Raw genomic sequence first — 17,180 nt, 5'->3', positions numbered from 1 at the left:
ACCTTAAGCCTTGGCCGGACGGGATCTGCCGATGCGCGAGACGAGATTGAGCAGGCCCATGCTGAGCCAGGTGATGGAGAATGCGATCACGGCGAGCGCCGAGGGCTCATAGGCCCTGTTGGCGCCGACCAGCTGCAGGTAGGGGCCGAAGGCGGGACGGCTCAGCAGTGCCGCGAAGGTGAATTCGCCCATGACGATCGCCAGCGTGATGAAGGCGCCGGAGAGGATGCCGCTCATCACGTTCGGGAAGATGCACTTGAACATGATCGTCCACCAGCTGGCGCCGAGGCTCTGGGCGGCTTCGGTCAGCGTTCTGACGTCGATGGCGCGCATGGCGGTATCGACGGAGCGGTACATGTAGGGCAGCGACAGCGTGATGTAGGAGAAGACGAGCAGGATATTGGTTCCCGTCGTCGAGCCGGTCATCGGCAGGTAGGAGGATGAATTATACATCCTCAGATAACCGAAGACGATGACGATGGCCGGGATGACCAGCGGCAGCAGCGTGATAAATTCGACCACCTGGCGCATCTGCGGCATGCGCAGGCGCACCCAGTAGGCGGTCGGCACGATCAAGAGCATGCCGAAGACGATGGTCAAAAGGGCCATCATCATCGAGTAGCCGAAGGTCGCGCGGAAGCGCTCGTCGGAGAAGACCGAGAGGTAGGCGTCGAAACTGTAGGCGTCGCGGCGCATGCGCAGCGAGAACTCGATGGTTCCGAGCAGAGGCACGATGAAATAGGTCGCGCCGATGGCGATGGCGATCCAGGCGCCGAGTTTTTGAGCCTTCATTTCTGCCACCGTTCAGCGCGCATGCGCAGCATGAGATAGAGGATGTTGGACACGCCGGTGATGACGATCATGCCGAGCGCGATCGCATAGCCGAGGTTCGCATTGTGAAGGACGTCGCCGCGGATCTGCGCATAGAGCAGGATCGGGACGATGTTGAGCGAGGAGCCCGTCAGCGCGTAAGCCGTCGCGATGGCGCCGAAGGCGTTTGCGAAGAGCAGCAGTGTCGTGCCGAGAAGGCTCGGCCAGAGGATCGGCAGGGCGACCTTGGTCCAATATTGCAGATTGCTGGCGCCGAGGATTTCTGCCGCTTCGCGCCATTCCTTCTTCATGCCATCCAGCGCCGGCGTCAGGATCAGCACCATCAGCGGGATCTGGAAATACATGTAGGTGATGGTGAGCCCGAAGAAGGAGAGCAGGTTGAAGCCGGTGCCGTAGAGGTTGAATCCGAACCAGTCCCGCAGGAAAACCGTCACGAGGCCGGTGCGACCGAGCGTTGCCAGGAACGAGAAGGCGAGCGGGATGCCCGCGAAATTCGAGGCCACGCCGGAGAAGGTCAACAGCGTCGAACGCACCGATGTGGGCAGGCCGCCGAGCACGACCGCCCAGGCGAGGAAAAAGCCGATCAGCGCGCCGCCGAGCGCCGAGGCGACCGAAACGCGGATACTGATCCAGTAGGCGCTGAGGATCGACGGGGTGAAAAGATCACCGATGTTCTTCAGCGTGAAATTACCCTCGGGCGTCAAAAAAGCGCCAACCACAAGGTAGAGCGTGGGAATAATGAGAAAAAGCAGGGCGAAAATAATGAAGGGTGTAATGCCGAGCCAGTCGATCACGCGGTCCTTGGTGATCAGCGGGGCCGTGCTCACCACGGGCGTCGTCGAAACAGTGCTCATTGAAAAAGCTCTTCTTGCGGCGTCGGAGGGGCAAAAGCCTCCCCGCGATAAGACGGGGAGGCCGGTTTCATACTGTTTTACTGGACGTTGGCGCCGACGACGCTGTCCCATTTGCCGGTGATGGCGGTCTTGCCAGCAGCCTGCTCGTCGAGCGTCGGGAAGACAGCCTTTTCATAGGCTGCAGCCGGCGGCAGCTTGTCGAGAAGTTCCTGCGGGATCTTCTTGTTCTTGGCCAGATCGTTGAAGCGGATCGGGTGGCAATAGCCCTTCAGCCAGCCGAGCTGACCTTCGTCCGAATAGAGGTATTCCATCCAGAGCTTGGCAGCGTTCGGGTGCGGAGCGAAAGCGGAGATCGCCTGGACGTAAACGCCGGCGTTGACGCCCGATGCCGGAACGACGACTTCAACCGGCGGGTTGCCCTTCAGCGTGTCGCGCCAGGACAGGCCGTTGTAGTCCCATGCGATGACGATCGGGGTCGAGCCCTGTGCCAGCGAAGCGGACTTGCCGATGACAGGAACGAGGTTGCCTGCCTTGTTGAGTTCGCCGAAGAAGGCGAGACCGGCTTCACCAGCCTTGGTCGCGTCCTTTTCACCAGCAGCGATGCCGGCAGCGTAAACAGCCTGAACGGCCTGGTTGGAAGCGCGCGGGTCACCAGCGAGAGCAACGCTGTTGGCGTAGTCCGACTTCTTCAGGTCGGCCCAGTCCTTTGGTACTTCCTTGACGATGTCGGTGTTCACGACGAAGGAGAGAACGCCGTAGTAATCGCCGTACCAGTAGCCGTCGGCATCCTTGGCGCTGTCAGGGATCGAATCCCAGGTCGAAACCTTGTAAGGCTGGATCAGGCCGTCAGCCTTTGCGGTCGGGCCGAAGGAGAGGCCGACGTCGATGACGTCAGGAGCCTGCGGGCCGGTGTTGCCCTTGTTGGCCTTGATGGCTTCGATTTCGTCGCCCGAACCAGCGTCCGGGTTCAGTTCGTTCACTTCCAGACCATACTTCGCCTTGAAGCCGGCAATGACGTCGCCATAGCCGCACCAGTCGTGCGGGAGAGCGATCGTGGTCAGCGTGCCTTCCTTCTTGGCGGCAGCGATGAGTTCAGCGCTTGGCTCTGCGGCAGCAATTGCGGTTGAAGCCACAACAATTGCTGTAGAGAGCGAGAGCATTCGAGAAAGATTAGAGATCACTGTTGTTCTCCTTCGGGTTTCAGTGTCCGACGATGCTGTTACTGACGTTACGTGAAGCTTGTGTGACAGTTGGATGACGCTATTTTTTCTTTGTATCGCGGGCGTTTGGCAAGGATGTTTCGATTGCGACACGTCCTTGTTTGCGCCTGTTACATCTTCGCTGTCCTAATTGTCCCTCCTAACCAAGTTTGCGGAAGAGCCGCGTCTGTTCGAAAAGGCCTTCCAGCGTTTTCATGCGCTCCTTCGTCTCGTCCCATGTCGAGTTCTGAACCGCTTCGATCAGCGCCTCGACGATGAAAAGGGTGACGACGGAGCTGTCCCATGCCGACGGCGCCTCGATCTGCACGCGAAACGTATGGCGTGCCAGCTTCGCGGCGGGGGAGGCCCACTGGTCGGTGAAGATGATGATCTCGGCGCCGCTGTTCTTGGCGGCGGTGGCGAGGCTGACGAGCTCCTGCTCGTAGCGCCTGATGTCGAAGATGATCAGCAGGTCGCCGGGGTTCATGTTCAGGACATATTGCGGCCAGCTGCTGGAATTGGCCGACAAAAGCGCCGTGTTGGGGCGGATCACCTGCATATGCGTGAAGAAATACTCCGCCAGCGCGCCGGTGATGCGGCCGCCGACGAAATAGAGGTTGCGCTTGCGGTCCGACAGAAGGGTCGCGACGCTGTCGAAGGTCGCGGTGTCGAGACCGGTCAGCGTCTGGCGCAGATTGTCGATGATGGCGTCGGCAAAACGGTTGAGGATGTGAGTTCCTGGCGCGTTGGACGCCCAGCGGTCATGCTTGGCGATAGGATTGGAGATCGTCGCCTCGACCTCCTGGTGCAGATGCGCCTGGAAATCCGGATAGCCCTTGAAACCGAGTTTCTGGACCATGCGCACGACCGTCGGGGTCGATACGCCGGCGTTTTCGGCGATCGTCGTGATGCTCCCCAGTCCTGAGACAGGGTAGTTGTCCAACAGACTTTCAGCCAGCTGCTTTTCGGCGCGCGTGAGCACGCCAAAATGCGAGTGGATTACGTCCGAAACTGTCTTCGACGCAACGGTCACGCGATCTTGCTCCCCGGGATTGGTCTTGTGCCACTTTCCCACTCAAAGTTAACAACGCTGTCACAATCCATGTCAACCACTGTCATGAAAAGATTTTTTCAGTGTGCGCTTGACACTTATGGAAAGCTGAAGAATTCTTTTCTTATAAGTATTTTATTAACAGTTGTGGTGGAGCGACTGTGGTGCTTGCTCGGTTGGAAGTGCTCGGCAAAGGGGAAGGGGAGTGCGTCGCGGTCGAAAGGCCAGACGGCACCAGCCCGGTGCTTATCGTCTGCGAACATGCATCGCGGGTTCTGCCTGCCCACTTCGGGACGCTTGGTCTTTCCGAGGAGGCGCTCAACAGTCACATTGCCTGGGATCCCGGTGCTCTTGCTGTCGCCAGGGGCATGTCCGAGGCGCTCGATGCCACGCTGGTTCACCAGCGTTTTTCACGCCTGATCTACGACTGCAACAGGCCGCCGGAATCGGCCGGCGCCATGCCTGAGAAAAGCGAGGTCTACGACATCCCGGGAAATGCAGGCCTGAGCGCGGAAGAAAAGACCGCGCGCACCGAGGCTCTTTACATCCCGTTTCATGACGCCATTCGCGCACTCATTCGTGAACGCAAGGCGCGGGGACAGGAGACCGTTATCGTCACCGTCCACAGCTTTACGCCTGTCTTTCACGGAAAGACGCGTGCGGTCGAGGTGGGTGTCCTGCACGACGACGACAGCCGGCTGGCGGATGCGATGCTTGCCGCTGCGGGTGAGACGACGCACTATAGAGTTGAGCGCAACGAGCCTTATGGCCCCTCGGATGGCGTGACGCATACGCTGATCCTGCACGGGCTGTCGAACGGATTGCGCAATGTAATGATCGAGGTCCGCAACGACCTCATCGCAGACCCGGCTGGCCAAGGGGTCATGGCCAGCTATCTGACAAGGCTGCTCCAGCAGAGCCTGGACGCCTGACGACGAAAGATAAGACCCCAGGGAGCAGTCTAACTGCGATCCGCCCGCAGGCGAAAACGTCGCGGGCACTTTGGCACTGGATAATCAGCCGCAATTCCGCGGTTGATGGCTAAACAGGGGGACGTCATGTCCGATTATTCGGAACTCGACAAGAAGCAGGATGTGCACATCCTGCATTCCATGGGCTATGCCCAGGAACTCGAACGGCGCATGAGCTCGTTTTCGAATTTTGCCGTTTCATTCTCGATCATTTGCATTCTTTCCGGTGGTATCAATTCGCTGGCGCAGGCAACGGCCGGCGCGGGCGGTGCCGCAATCGGCATCGGCTGGCCGATCGGTTGCTTCGTTTCGCTGGTGTTCGCCGTCGCCATGGCGCAGATCAGCTCGGCCTATCCGACGGCCGGCGGCCTCTATCACTGGGGTTCGATCCTCGGCAACCGCTTCACGGGCTGGCTGACGGCATGGTTCAACCTGCTCGGCCTCGTCACGGTTCTCGGCGCCATCAACGTCGGCACCTATTACTTCTTCATGGGCTCGTTCGGCACCACCTATTTCGGCCTGACCGATACGACGACGGTGCGCATCCTGTTCCTTGTGATCATCACCGGCGCGCAGGCGCTCGTGAACCACATGGGTATCGGCCTGACCGCCAAGCTCACCGACTTCTCGGGCTACCTGATCTTCGCATCGGCGATCGCGCTGTCGGCCGTGTGCCTGTACTTCGCGCCTTCCTACGAGATCGGCCGCCTGTTTACCTTCGCCAACTACTCCGGCGAAGCGGGTGGCAATGTCTGGCCGGCAACGTCGGGCACCTGGGTGTTCCTTCTCGGTCTGTTGCTGCCGATCTACACGATCACCGGCTATGACGCTTCCGCGCATACCTCGGAAGAAACGGTCAAGGCCGCCCATTCCGTTCCGCGCGGCATGGTTTCTTCCGTGCTCTGGTCGGCGCTGTTCGGCTACATCATGCTTTGCTCGTTCGTGCTGATGCTGCCGAACATGGATGACGCCGCCAAGCAAGGCTGGAACGTGTTCTTCTGGGCGATGGACACGCAGGTCAACGCGACCGTCAAGGATATCCTCTACTTCGCGATCCTCGTGTGCCAGTGGCTGTGCGGCCTTGCCACCGTCACCTCCGTCTCGCGCATGATCTTCGCCTTCTCGCGCGATGGCGGCCTGCCGGCGTCCAAGGCGCTCGCCAAGGTCAGCCCGAAGTACCGTACGCCGGTCTCGGCCATCTGGACCGGATCGATCCTCTCGGTGCTCTTCGTCTGGGGCTCGTCGCTCGTCTCGATCGGTGACACGCCGGTTTACACGATCGTCGTTTCCTGCACGGTCATCTTCCTGTTCTTCTCCTTCGCGATCCCGATCACGCTCGGTCTCTTCGCCTGGGGGACTTCGAAGTGGGACAAGATGGGTCCGTGGAACATCGGCGAGGGGATGTTCAAGCTCTTTGCGGTTCTGTCGATCCTCGCGATGATCCTGATCTTCGTTCTCGGCGTGCAGCCGCCGAACGGCCCGGCGCTCTATGTGACCGTAGGCTTCCTGGTGCTGACCGCGATCGTGTGGTTCGGCTTCGAGAGCCGCCGCTTCAAGGGCCCGCCGATTGGCGAGGAAGTGGCACGCCGCCAGGCCGAGATCGCGGCCGCCGAAAAGGCTGTCGGCGAAGGCTGATATATTCTTCCAAGAAAGCGGGGCCGCGTCCGGCGGCCCTGCATTGCGGTTGACCGACATCAGACTGCGCAGTCCGGCGCGGCGTTGCCGCACGGAGCATGCCGTTTCGTTGGCCCGATTTCAGTTTAAATTTATGGGGAGGTCCATATGAGCATCTATACTCTCGACGATCTGAAGCAGGACGTTGCCGACGGACGCATCGATACCGTGCTGGCATGCCAGGTCGACATGCAGGGGCGGCTTATGGGCAAGCGTTTCCAAGCCGAATACTTCCTCGAAAGCGCCTGGAAGGAAACACACAGCTGCAACTATCTGGTCGCCACCGACATGGAGATGGAGACGGTCTCCGGCTACAAGGCGACCAGCTGGGAGAAGGGTTACGGCGACTACACGATGAAGCCGGACCTTTCGACGCTGCGGCGCATTCCGTGGCTCGAGGGGACCGCACTTGTGCTCTGCGACCTGCTTGACCACCACACCCACGAGGAAGTGCCGCATTCGCCGCGCGCGATCCTGAAGAAGCAGGTCAAGCGGCTGGAAGACATGGGCATGAAGGCCTTCATGGCCTCCGAGCTCGAATTCTTCCTGTTCGACCAGACCTATGAGTCCGCGCAGGCATCCGGCTATCGCAACCTCAAGCTCGCCAGCGCCTATAACGAGGACTACCACATCTTCCAGACCACCAAGGAGGAAGAGGTGATGCGGGCGATCCGCACCGGGCTGCAGGGTGCCGGCATTCCCGTCGAGAACTCCAAGGGCGAGGCTTCCGCAGGCCAGGAGGAGATCAACGTGCGCTATGCCGATGCGCTCGCGATGGCCGACCGTCACTCGATCATCAAGAACGGCTGCAAGGAAATCGCCTGGGCCAAGGGTAAGGCCATCACCTTCCTCGCCAAGTGGCACTACAACGCCGCCGGCAGCTCATCGCACATCCACCAGTCGCTGTGGAGCGCCGACGGAAAGACGCCGCTGTTTGCCGACGACAAGGGCAAGTACGGCATGTCCAGCCTGATGGAAAACTACATCGCCGGTCTGCTCGCGCATGCCAGCGAGATCACCTATTTCCTGGCGCCCTACATCAACTCATACAAGCGCTTCATGGCCGGCACTTTCGCGCCGACCAAGGCGATCTGGAGCAAGGACAACCGCACGGCCGGCTATCGCCTCTGCGGCGACGGCACCAAGGCGATCCGCATCGAATGCCGCGTCGGCGGCTCCGACCTCAACCCCTATCTCGCCTTCGCCGCACTGCTGGCAGCGGGGATCGACGGGATCGAGAACAAGATGGAGCTGGAAGCGCCCTTCGTCGGCGACGCCTATGGCGCGCGCAAGGTGCGCGAGATTCCCCGGACGCTGAGGGCCGCGACCACGGCCATGACAAAGTCCAAGATGCTGCGCAATGCTTTCGGCGACGACGTCATCGATCACTATACCCGCGCGGCGGAGTGGGAGCAGGAGGAGTATGACCGCAGGATCACGGACTGGGAGGTGGCGCGCGGTTTCGAGCGAGCATGAGATAATCGCAACACTCGCTTTGATTGTTGCGTTGGTCGCATTGTGCTAATGTGCTCCGGCGTTTCCAGAGGAGATCGACATGGGTGTGATCGACAGCGCATGGTTCTACGAAAAGCTTTCACAGCGCGATGCTTCGCTTCGAGACATGGCCCGTTTCATGGGGCTTGATCCGAGTGCGGTGTCGCGCATGCTGAGCGGCGAGCGGAAGATGAGCGCCGACGAGCAGGACCAGATCGCAGATTATCTTGGCCTTCCGCTGGAGGAGGTGGCCGCGCATCGCCGTGGCGACGCCACCGGCTTCGCGGAGAAGAAGCAGGCGGGCTATGAGGGCGGCGGCACCGCACCGGTTTTGCCCGACGAGCCGCCCGTCAAGATGTTTACGGAGGACGACGTCATCTACAAGGATGGCAAGCGCTGGATGGAGCTGGAGGATGGAACGCTGATCGAGGTGCATCCTGCCTGGGGATGCATGAAGGGGACGCTGACGATCATGCCGGGGGTGGATCTGACCGCGCCGATGGATTGGGACGAGGAGTGGGGCGAGAAGCTTTACAATGAATAGTGCTTTTCTGCTCGACACCTGCGCCGCGATCTGGATGGCGAAGAGAGAGCCCTTGGCGGAAGGAGCGCTGGCCGCTCTCGCGGATGCAAAGGCTGCCGGGAGACCGGTTTTCGTTTCGGCTGTGACGGCCTGGGAGATGGCGATGCTTTTGGCACGAGGGCGCATTAGCGAAACGAAGACCGCGCAGAGGTGGTATAACGACTTCAGGCTCGAAGCCGATATCGACGAACAACCGGTGACCGCGAACATCTTCATGGCGTCCTGTTCCTTGCCGCAACTCGCTCACAAAGACCCTATCGACCGCATCCTGATCGCCACGGCGCGGGAGAACGACCTGACCATCATCACGCGCGACCGCGCGATCCTTTCCTATGGCGTTGCGGGGCATGTCCGCACGCTGGCCTGTTAATGACTGGAGTTTGGAAATGACTGTAATTCAATGCATATCGCCGATCGACGGATCGGTTTACGCCGAGCGTCCGGCGCTGCCGCTTGAGGCGGCGAAGGAGGTCGTGGCCCGCGCCCGCAAGGCGCAGAAGGCCTGGGCAAGGCGACCGCTGGAAGACCGTGTCCAGCTGGTGCTGAAAGGTGCGGCGCGACTGAACGAAATGTCCGACGTCGTCGTGCCCGAGCTTGCCTGGCAGATGGGGCGGCCGATCCGCTATGGCGGCGAGTACAAGGGCTTCAACGAGCGCTCCAACTACGTGGCCTCGATTGCCGCCGATGCGCTGGCGCCGCTGGTCGTGGAAGAGAGCGACAAGTTCGAGCGCCGCATCGAGCGTGAGGCGCATGGCGTGGTCTTCGTCGTGGCGCCGTGGAACTATCCCTACATGACCGCGATCAACACGATCGCGCCGGCGCTGATGGCGGGCAATACGGTTGTCTTGAAACACGCCTCTCAGACGCTTCTCGTCGGCGAGCGGCTGGTGCAGGCCTTTGTCGAAGCCGGCGTTCCAGAGGATGTGTTCCAGAATATCGTTCTCGACCATGAAACGACATCGGCGCTGATCGCGGCCGGCAGCTTCAACTTCGTGAACTTCACGGGTTCGGTCGAAGGCGGGCGCTCGATGGAGCGGGCGGCAGCCGGAACCTTCACTGGGCTTGGTCTCGAACTCGGCGGCAAGGATCCTGGCTACGTCATGGAAGACGCCGATCTCGATGCGGCGGTCGATACGCTGATGGATGGCGCGACGTACAATTCCGGGCAGTGCTGCTGCGGTATCGAGCGCATCTATGTCCATGAATCGCTCTATGACAGCTTCGTCGAGAAGTCGGTCGCATGGGTCTCGAACTACAAGCTCGGCAATCCCCTTGATCCCGAGACGTCGCTCGGCCCGATGGCGAACAAGCGTTTCGCCAAGGTCGTGCGCGAGCAGATCGCCGATGCGGTCGGGAAGGGTGCCAAGGCTCTGGTCGATCCGAAGCTGTTCCCTCAGGATGATGGCGGCGCCTATCTCGCGCCGCAGATCCTTGTCAATGTCGATCACTCTATGGCCTTCATGCGCGAGGAGACCTTCGGTCCCGCTGTCGGCATCATGAAGGTGAAGAGCGATGACGAGGCCGTGGCGCTGATGAACGACAGCCAGTACGGGCTGACGGCCTCGCTCTGGACCAAGGATGCCGAGCGGGCAGGGCGGCTTGGCCGCGAGATCGAAACCGGCACCGTGTTCATGAACCGCGCCGACTATCTCGATCCGGCACTGTGCTGGACAGGCGTCAAGGAAACCGGCCGCGGCGGCTCGCTGTCGATCATCGGCTTCCAGAACCTGACGCGTCCGAAATCCTACCATCTGAAGAAAGTGACAGCATGAGCGCGCATATCACAGCCAACTGGAGCTACCCGACTTCATTCAAGCTCGGCCGCGGCCGGATCAAGGAACTGGCGGACGCCGCCAAGAGCCTCGGCATGAAGAAGCCGCTGCTGATCACCGATCGCGGCCTGGCGTCGATGGCGATCACCACGAACGCGCTCGACATTCTCGAGGCGGCCGGGCTTGGTCGCGCGATCTTCGCCGATGTCGATCCGAACCCGAACGAGAAGAACCTTGCCGCCGGCGTCAAGGCGTTCAAGGATGGCGGCCATGACGGCGTCATCGCGTTTGGCGGCGGCTCGGGCCTCGATCTCGGCAAGTGCGTGGCCTTCATGGCCGGCCAGACGCGTCCGGTCTGGGACTTCGAGGACATCGGCGACTGGTGGACGCGCGCTTCGGTCGAAGGCATCGCGCCGATCGTGGCCGTGCCGACGACCGCGGGCACCGGCTCGGAAGTCGGCCGCGCCAGCGTCATCACCAATTCCGAAACACATGTGAAGAAGATCATCTTCCATCCGAAGTTCCTGCCCGGCGTCGTCATCGCCGATCCGGAGCTGACTGTGGGCATGCCGAAGATCATCACCGCCGGCACCGGCATGGATGCCTTCGCGCATTGCCTGGAGGCCTATTCCTCGCCCTTCTATCACCCGATGTCTGCCGGCATCGCGCTTGAGGGCATGCGGCTGGTCAAGGAGTTCCTGCCGCGCGCATACAAGGAAGGCACGGATCTCGAAGCCCGCGCCAACATGATGTCGGCGGCCGCCATGGGCGCGGTCGCGTTCCAGAAGGGGCTCGGCGCCATCCATGCGCTGTCGCATCCTATCGGCGCCGTCTACAACACGCACCACGGCATGACCAATGCGGTTGTGATGCCGGCGGTGCTGCGCTTCAACCGCGCCGTCATCGAAGACAAGATCGCACGGGCGGCCGCCTATCTCGGCATCTCCGGCGGCTTCGATGGGTTTTACGATTACGTGCTGAAACTGCGCTCCGAACTGGGCGTACCCGAGAGCCTTTCGGCGATGGGCATCAAGCCGGATCGAATCGATGAACTCTCTGCCATGGCGATCGAAGACCCGAGCGCCGGCGGAAACCCGGTTGCGATGACGCTCGAGAACACCAAGGCGCTGTTCCAGGACTGCTTCTGATACAAAATGCGGACCTGAGATTTGGCCCGGAAAGCACTGCGCTTTCCGGGTCTTTTTCGTTGTGGGGCAGGGCGTTCAGGCCGAGTGGCGAAGGCTGCTGCAAGAAATGCGGACCGGGATTTCGGATGCCTTGTTTAGATATTGTTAACCATGTTTGGAAAGGATGCAGTAACCGCACGATGCATCCCGATGTGCGCAACAGAGCGATCCCGGCTCGCGACATTTCCCCCGAGGAACGAACATGGCAGTCATTACATTCGCAAACACCAAGGGCGGCGCCGGGAAGACCACCGCTGTTCTGTTGCTGGCCACCGAGCTTGCCCGCAAGGGCTACCGGGTGACCATCCTCGATGCCGATCCGCAGCACTGGATTTCCCGCTGGCACGAAATCTCCGGTCACGTGCCCAACGTCTCCGTGATTGATTTCGTGACTTCTGCCTCGCTGCCGCAGCACATCTCCGAGAACAAGCACAACACCGATTACTTCATCATCGACCTGCCGGGCGCCCGCAATCCGATGCTGGCCACGGCGATCGGTCTCTCGGATCATGTCCTGATCCCGATCCAGGGCTGCGCCATGGATGCGCGCGGCGGGGCACAGGTGCTGGAGTTGCTGCAGTATCTCGACGAGAAGGCGGGCATCCGTATCGGTCACTCCGTCGTGCTGACGCGCGTCAACTCGATGGTGACGACACGGGCGCTCGCTATCGTGAAGACGCTGCTCAACCAGCGGCAGGTGCCGGTGCTCGACACCGCGATCATCGAGCGTTCGGCCTTCCGCGATATCTTCGATTGCGGCGGCACGCTGCATACGCTCGATCCGGCCCGTGCCAGCAACCTCGACAAGGCGCGCGAGAACGCGCTCTGTTTTGCCGAGGAGATCATGCGCAAGCTGCCGGTGAGACTGCCGGCCGCGGCGCGCATGACCGGTCCGCTGATCCGTTCGGCTGCCTGATCATTCATTTTGTGATTGAAAATGCGCCCCGGTCCGCTGGGGCGCATTTTCATTGATGCAAGGTCGGTCTCCTCGTTTCGACGCGACCATGTATCTCTGCATCACTGCCTGCTTTTCCCTCGGCTGGGTATCACCCGAAAAGGGTAATTTTCGTTGTTTCCAGAAGCTTTACACTGGTAACCTCGCCTGCGATGCGGGCGCTTGCCGGGGGAACAATGATCGTCGCTGAAGATACCTATGACAGTCTGGTCGACACCATCTACGGTGTCATTTTCGGCGAGGCCACCTGGGACATGTTTCTTGGCCGGTGGAACGAGATCGTTCCCGGCGGCAAGACCACGCTGTTCTACCACGACCCGATGCGGGCGGAAGGCGCGTCTCATATAGACAAGGGCTTCAGCGACGAATGGGTCGAAAGTTACTCCGATCATTTCGCGAGCATAAATCCCTGGGCTCCATCCATGAGCGTGATGCCGATGTGGCGCGGCTTCCTGTCCGAGGAGCTGCTGCCGCGCGAAGCGTTCGTGAAGACAGAGTTCTACAACGACTTCTGGAAGCAATGCGGCGAGACCGCCATCGGCATGGCGCTGGTGAAGCGAGACGGCCGGATGTTCAACATCTCCAGTTCGATCGCAAACGGTGGACCCGAGGACAACAGGGTTTACGCCGATACATTCACCCGGCTTGCGCCGCATCTGCACCGGGCAGTGCGCTATTTCGAGGCTGGAAAGGGCGAAAAGAGCGCGGATGAACTCGGTGGCCGGCTATTCGACGCGATCGGCGTCGGTGTCCTGCTGGTCGGGGACGGTGGCAAGCTGCTGTCGGCCAGCGCGGTCGGTGAGCAAGCGCTGAGCGAGGGGCGGTCCGTTCGGCTCGATCTGCAGGGAAAGGTCTGGCTTGCCGATGCCGACGCCAATGCGTGCCTCGGTCGATTGCTGTCGCAATGGCGTGACGGCGAGCGGCAGCAGGTGCTTGATGTGAACGGCGTCAAGCTTACCCTCGTCCGTCTGCAGAAGAGTGCCCGCATTCAATTCTTCGATGCGCCGAGCATTGCGATCATCATCGAGCCGTCAGCTAAACCTGTGGCAATGGATGTGCCGGGGCTTGGCGGCAAGTTCGGGTTGACCAGGGCAGAAATCAAGATCATGCAGGGGCTGCTGCACGGATCATCGATCACCGATATCGCCATCGAGAGCAATCGGTCGCGCGAGACGATCCGCAGTCAGCTGAAGTCGGTGTTTGCGAAGACAGGGGTCAATTCGCAGTCGGAATTGTTGCGGCTCGTCTATTTCAGCGAGCAGGCGCGCCGCAACAACTAACGCTATCAGCCGACGAACTCGACTGTGACGCCGGGCTTGACCATCTTGGCGAGTTCGGTGGCGTCCCAGTTGGTCAGGCGGATACAGCCATGGCTCTGGGTGCGGCCGATCTTCGAGGGTTCCGGCGTGCCGTGAATGCCATAGGTCGGCTTCGACAGCGCCATCCACACGGTGCCGACAGGGCCGTTCGGGCCTGGCGGGATGTTGAGGATCTTGTCGTTGGCGCCCTGCTGGAAGTTGATCTTCGGATTGTAGGTATAGCCCGGATTGAAGGCGACGCGCTCGACCGTCACCGTGCCCGAAGGCGAGGGCGTGTCGGTGGAGCCGATCGAGGCCGGGTAGGCGGAGATCAGGTTGCCGGAGGCGTCATAGGCGAAGACCTGCTTCTTGCCCTTGTCGGCGATGATGCGGGCCACACTTCCGGTCTTCACTTCACCGGGGTTGACGACCTTGATGATGGTGCCGGGGACGGTGAAGTCGGCGCCTGAATTCAGCTCCTTCAGGAAGCCTTCGTCCATGTGGAAGCGTTCGGCCAGAGCCTCCGTGACGGAGGTGAAGGCAAGCGAGGTCATCTGCGACTTGTGCGCGTAATCCTCGGGGATCTCGGCGACATAGGGGCCGGCCGCGTCCGCGGGCGTGATGGTGTAGCTCACGACAGGCAGGCCGCCGGACATGCGCAGCTGCTCGAGGATCGCGTCGGTATTGTTCGGATCGAGCGTCTCACCGGTCATCTGCTCATAGGCATAGACCGCCTTGGTGACGTTGGCGCCCATGTGGCCATCGATGGCGCCTGGCGAAACGCCAGCGCGGTCGAGGAAGACCTGCAGGGCGACGATCTCGGATTTCGATTTGTTCTTCAGCGTGATGACGGGATCGGCCGGACGGGTCGGCTGGGTGACCTGCGGCTGCTGCTGCTGCTGGTCTGGATCGATCGATGCGTAGTCGCCATCGTTCGGCGGATAGGGCTGGTCCAGCTGCTGGCGATCGATCGATGCCTCGCGCGGGATGGCGCCCGTGACCGCACCGCGCTCGGAATAGCGCGTGTCGCCGTACTGGTCTTCGCTGTAATAAGGATCGTTGTTGTACACCTCTCGGCCGTAGACGCGGCGCGAGGGCGGCGGCGGATAGTAGCCGCGCGAACGCGCTTCGGTGGCGATGATGTTGCCGTAGCCATCGACCAGCACGCGGTTGCCGGCGCGATCGCGGGTGTAGCCACTGCCTTGAGGCATGTAATCGAGGATCTCGCCGTTCGGCGTGACGAAGACGACGCTGCCCTGGCGGCGATATTGTTGCGCGGACGCGTCTTGAACCGCAGCCGACATGGCCAGCACGATAACGGTCCCAGATAATGCCGATTTCAGAAAGCGATTCACGTCTTCGTATCCTTCAGTGACTTGGCGACACACACCCGCGAATTTTGACGCTAGTGTGGAATTTATGAAATCGTGCTGAACAAAAAATGAAAAAACCAATAAATTTCCCTTTACTCATAAACATTTGAGAGGGCCAGCTGGTTCCAATCAAAATCTCGTTGGCGGTGGCGACACCTTGGATTGACGAAACAGCGGGTGCCGCCTAACCCTACGGAAGTTCATTTTGAGGGGGAGACGGGATCATGATGGAATTCGCAGCCGCGACAGGGCCGAAGCTGATGCTGGACGATACGTCGCTGATGGATATCGGCGGCTGCGTGGTCGACGGCATCGATATTGCGCCGAAGGAGGCCGTTCCCGATGACGGAGATGCGCGCATCTCGCATTCGGTGCAGGGGTTCCTGTTTACCTGCGGCCCCGACCACATCCGCCATCGCGAACCGATCCCCGGCCGGTCCGACAACAAGGTCTTTCCGCTGCACGGCTCGGCCGCCGGCCATGCCGCCAAGGTGCTCTGGACAAAGTTCGAAAACGGCAATGCGGAATGCCGCGCCGATATCGACATCGTCACCGTCGAGGGGTTGCCTGCCCGGATCGAGCGCCACTGGTTCATCGACGGCGAGACCGGCGAGACGCATCTGAAGGACAAGGTAATCAACACCAGCGACCAGAGCGTGCCGACGTTCCTGATGTATCATATGAACATCGGCGGAAAATGGTTCGATGAGGGCACGCGGCTCGAAGGCGCGATGCTTGAGGGTGGCGGCTTCCCCTGGCGTTTCGGCAAGGATGGCGGCGATATCTTCTGCGTGGAAGCGCCGGCGACGCGGGGTGGCCTGGCGGAAGTGCGGCTTGGGCCGATGGCCGCAGTCGGCGGCAAGACGCTGCGGGTGCGGGTGAAGGCCGATACGCTGCCGCATCTGCAGGTCTGGCGCAACCAGACGGCGCCGGCCGATGTGCTCGGCATCGAGCCGGTCTCGCATCGCTGGGTGCCGCGCGCGGAGCTTCAGGAAGCCGGTGAATTCAACATGCTCAAGCCCGGCGAAAGCCGCGAGTACGGGCTCAGCTTTGCTTTCGTTTGACAGGCAATTCAACAGGCCGATTCAACCGTGTTGTGCGGTTGACGGCTTTGATCGGGCGGCGTAGTCATTCAGCCCACGATTTCAGGAGTATTTGCGATGGACATCCGCCAGATCGACGACGAATATTCGGTTTCCGGCCAGATCACGGTCGATGAGCTCGACGAGATCAAGGCCATGGGCTTCAAGTCCATCGTCTGCCATCGTCCGGACCAGGAAAGCATGGACCAGACGCCGTTCGCCGATATCGCGGCGCGAGCCAAGGAGCTCGGTCTCGAGATCGCTCACGTTCCCGTCGGCCCGATGGGCGTGACGGAAGAGGCGGTCGCCAGCATGGTCGACGCGCTCAACGAATTCCCGCGCCCGATGCTCGGCTACTGCCGCTCCGGCGCCCGCTCGACGGCGATCTACCAGAAGACCCATCACATCCGCACCTGATTTAAGGCGCGGGCTGTAAAGTCCGGCGCTGCGCTTAGGTGCGGCGCCTCTTTCATATCATGACAAGGAGAATACCATGAGCATCAAGCGTATCGACGCCGGCGCCCGCATGAGCGGCGCGGTCATCCACGGCAACACCGTTTACCTCGCCGGCCAGGTTGGCGAAGGCGCAACCGTAACCGACCAGTGCAAGGACGCGCTTGCCGAAGTCGATCGCCTGCTGGCCGCTGCCGGCTCCGACAAGTCGAAGATCCTGCAGACGCTGATCTACCTCTCCGATATCTCGGACTTCGCTGAAATGAACGCTGCCTGGGAAGCCTGGGTCGATCCGGCCAACACGCCGGCTCGCGCCACCAGCGAAGCCAAGCTGGCTGCGCCGAAGTACAAGGTCGAGTTCATCGTCACGGCTGCGATCTAAGATCGTCGTCATTGCGATTTT

At 61.1% G+C, this 17,180-nt stretch carries 17 protein-coding genes; 12 read left to right on the top strand and 5 right to left on the bottom strand.

The genetic code is table 11. The features are described from left to right. Positions 1-3 precede the first annotated feature (3 nt). The 4 genes from J5286_RS14310 to J5286_RS14295 form a co-directional block, all read right to left on the bottom strand. On the bottom strand, positions 4-792 hold the full coding sequence (locus tag J5286_RS14310) for an ABC transporter permease (RefSeq protein WP_018897520.1): 789 nt from the start codon (positions 790-792) through the stop codon (positions 4-6). Continuing rightward, positions 789-1,685, bottom strand: a complete 897-nt coding sequence (locus J5286_RS14305) for an ABC transporter permease (RefSeq protein WP_111562140.1) — start codon at positions 1,683-1,685, stop codon at positions 789-791. The genes J5286_RS14310 and J5286_RS14305 overlap by 4 nt, the downstream gene beginning before the upstream one ends. A 77-nt stretch (positions 1,686-1,762) precedes the next feature. Further along, entirely contained in the window at positions 1,763-2,866 is a 1,104-nt protein-coding gene (locus J5286_RS14300; RefSeq protein ID WP_209190893.1) for an ABC transporter substrate-binding protein, read from the bottom strand. A gap of 178 nt (positions 2,867-3,044) precedes the next feature. Continuing rightward, entirely contained in the window at positions 3,045-3,917 is an 873-nt protein-coding gene (locus J5286_RS14295; RefSeq protein ID WP_047505874.1) for a MurR/RpiR family transcriptional regulator, read from the bottom strand. 179 nt (positions 3,918-4,096) lie between these two features. On the opposite strand from J5286_RS14295, the gene J5286_RS14290 reads away from it, so the two are divergent. From J5286_RS14290 to J5286_RS14250, 9 genes are all read left to right on the top strand, one after another. Further along, entirely contained in the window at positions 4,097-4,867 is a 771-nt protein-coding gene (locus J5286_RS14290; RefSeq protein ID WP_209190892.1) for an N-formylglutamate amidohydrolase, read from the top strand. 126 nt (positions 4,868-4,993) lie between these two features. Next, a complete protein-coding gene (locus J5286_RS14285) occupies positions 4,994-6,541 on the top strand; it encodes an amino acid permease (protein ID WP_113239069.1) in 1,548 nt (515 codons plus the stop codon). Between the two features lie 147 nt (positions 6,542-6,688). Continuing rightward, positions 6,689-8,056 carry a glutamine synthetase family protein gene (locus J5286_RS14280; RefSeq protein WP_112536605.1) on the top strand — a complete coding sequence of 456 codons (1,368 nt, stop codon included), beginning with the start codon at positions 6,689-6,691 and terminating at the stop codon, positions 8,054-8,056. 79 nt (positions 8,057-8,135) lie between these two features. Continuing rightward, positions 8,136-8,618: a helix-turn-helix domain-containing protein gene (locus J5286_RS14275; protein ID WP_209190891.1), complete on the top strand. Its 483-nt coding sequence runs from the start codon at positions 8,136-8,138 to the stop codon at positions 8,616-8,618. Next, positions 8,611-9,027: a type II toxin-antitoxin system VapC family toxin gene (locus J5286_RS14270; protein ID WP_209190890.1), complete on the top strand. Its 417-nt coding sequence runs from the start codon at positions 8,611-8,613 to the stop codon at positions 9,025-9,027. Before J5286_RS14275 ends, J5286_RS14270 begins: the two co-directional genes overlap by 8 nt. Positions 9,028-9,043: 16 nt before the next feature. Next, positions 9,044-10,429: an aldehyde dehydrogenase family protein gene (locus J5286_RS14265; RefSeq protein WP_209190889.1), complete on the top strand. Its 1,386-nt coding sequence runs from the start codon at positions 9,044-9,046 to the stop codon at positions 10,427-10,429. Further along, positions 10,426-11,577, top strand: a complete 1,152-nt coding sequence (locus J5286_RS14260; protein WP_209190888.1) for an iron-containing alcohol dehydrogenase — start codon at positions 10,426-10,428, stop codon at positions 11,575-11,577. The genes J5286_RS14265 and J5286_RS14260 overlap by 4 nt, the downstream gene beginning before the upstream one ends. Positions 11,578-11,818: 241 nt before the next feature. Then, positions 11,819-12,532, top strand: a complete 714-nt coding sequence (locus J5286_RS14255; protein WP_018897531.1) for an AAA family ATPase — start codon at positions 11,819-11,821, stop codon at positions 12,530-12,532. Between the two features lie 215 nt (positions 12,533-12,747). Next, entirely contained in the window at positions 12,748-13,851 is a 1,104-nt protein-coding gene (locus J5286_RS14250) for a helix-turn-helix transcriptional regulator (protein ID WP_209190887.1), read from the top strand. Positions 13,852-13,856: 5 nt separating this feature from the next. Here the strand turns inward: J5286_RS14250 and J5286_RS14245 are convergent, their stop codons facing one another. Further along, positions 13,857-15,224 (bottom strand): L,D-transpeptidase family protein, encoded by a 1,368-nt coding sequence (locus J5286_RS14245; RefSeq protein ID WP_209190886.1) that lies wholly within the window; start codon positions 15,222-15,224, stop codon positions 13,857-13,859. Positions 15,225-15,466: 242 nt separating this feature from the next. Here J5286_RS14245 and J5286_RS14240 point away from each other — a divergent pair, with 242 nt between their 5' ends. The 3 genes from J5286_RS14240 (at position 15,467) to J5286_RS14230 (ending at position 17,159) form a co-directional block, all read left to right on the top strand. After that, positions 15,467-16,306, top strand: coding sequence for a DUF4432 family protein (locus J5286_RS14240; RefSeq protein ID WP_209190885.1), 840 nt, complete (start codon positions 15,467-15,469; stop codon positions 16,304-16,306). Positions 16,307-16,402: 96 nt separating this feature from the next. After that, entirely contained in the window at positions 16,403-16,741 is a 339-nt protein-coding gene (locus tag J5286_RS14235; protein ID WP_209190884.1) for a protein tyrosine phosphatase family protein, read from the top strand. A 76-nt stretch (positions 16,742-16,817) separates the two neighbouring features. Next, entirely contained in the window at positions 16,818-17,159 is a 342-nt protein-coding gene (locus J5286_RS14230) for a RidA family protein (RefSeq protein WP_047505852.1), read from the top strand. The last annotated feature ends 21 nt before the right edge of the window (positions 17,160-17,180 follow it).

Source organism: Rhizobium sp. 16-488-2b, from assembly GCF_017741815.1.
Lineage (GTDB): Bacteria > Pseudomonadota > Alphaproteobacteria > Rhizobiales > Rhizobiaceae > Rhizobium.
The sequence above is the reverse complement of the archived record's forward strand: the minus strand, read 5'-3'. Positions and strand labels throughout refer to the sequence as shown.

Bases quoted from the DNA above. Each gene is read 5' to 3' on its own strand.
- J5286_RS14265 (WP_209190889.1), top strand. From the start codon at position 9,044: ATGACTGTAATTCAATGCATATCGCCGATCGACGGATCGGTTTACGCC.
- J5286_RS14305 (WP_111562140.1), bottom strand. From the start codon at position 1,685: ATGAGCACTGTTTCGACGACGCCCGTGGTGAGCACGGCCCCGCTGATC.
- J5286_RS14270 (WP_209190890.1), top strand. From the start codon at position 8,611: ATGAATAGTGCTTTTCTGCTCGACACCTGCGCCGCGATCTGGATGGCG.
- J5286_RS14255 (WP_018897531.1), top strand. From the start codon at position 11,819: ATGGCAGTCATTACATTCGCAAACACCAAGGGCGGCGCCGGGAAGACC.
- J5286_RS14260 (WP_209190888.1), top strand. From the start codon at position 10,426: ATGAGCGCGCATATCACAGCCAACTGGAGCTACCCGACTTCATTCAAG.
- J5286_RS14235 (WP_209190884.1), top strand. From the start codon at position 16,403: ATGGACATCCGCCAGATCGACGACGAATATTCGGTTTCCGGCCAGATC.
- J5286_RS14275 (WP_209190891.1), top strand. From the start codon at position 8,136: ATGGGTGTGATCGACAGCGCATGGTTCTACGAAAAGCTTTCACAGCGC.
- J5286_RS14230 (WP_047505852.1), top strand. From the start codon at position 16,818: ATGAGCATCAAGCGTATCGACGCCGGCGCCCGCATGAGCGGCGCGGTC.
- J5286_RS14240 (WP_209190885.1), top strand. From the start codon at position 15,467: ATGATGGAATTCGCAGCCGCGACAGGGCCGAAGCTGATGCTGGACGAT.
- J5286_RS14285 (WP_113239069.1), top strand. From the start codon at position 4,994: ATGTCCGATTATTCGGAACTCGACAAGAAGCAGGATGTGCACATCCTG.
- J5286_RS14280 (WP_112536605.1), top strand. From the start codon at position 6,689: ATGAGCATCTATACTCTCGACGATCTGAAGCAGGACGTTGCCGACGGA.
- J5286_RS14250 (WP_209190887.1), top strand. From the start codon at position 12,748: ATGATCGTCGCTGAAGATACCTATGACAGTCTGGTCGACACCATCTAC.
- J5286_RS14310 (WP_018897520.1), bottom strand. From the start codon at position 792: ATGAAGGCTCAAAAACTCGGCGCCTGGATCGCCATCGCCATCGGCGCG.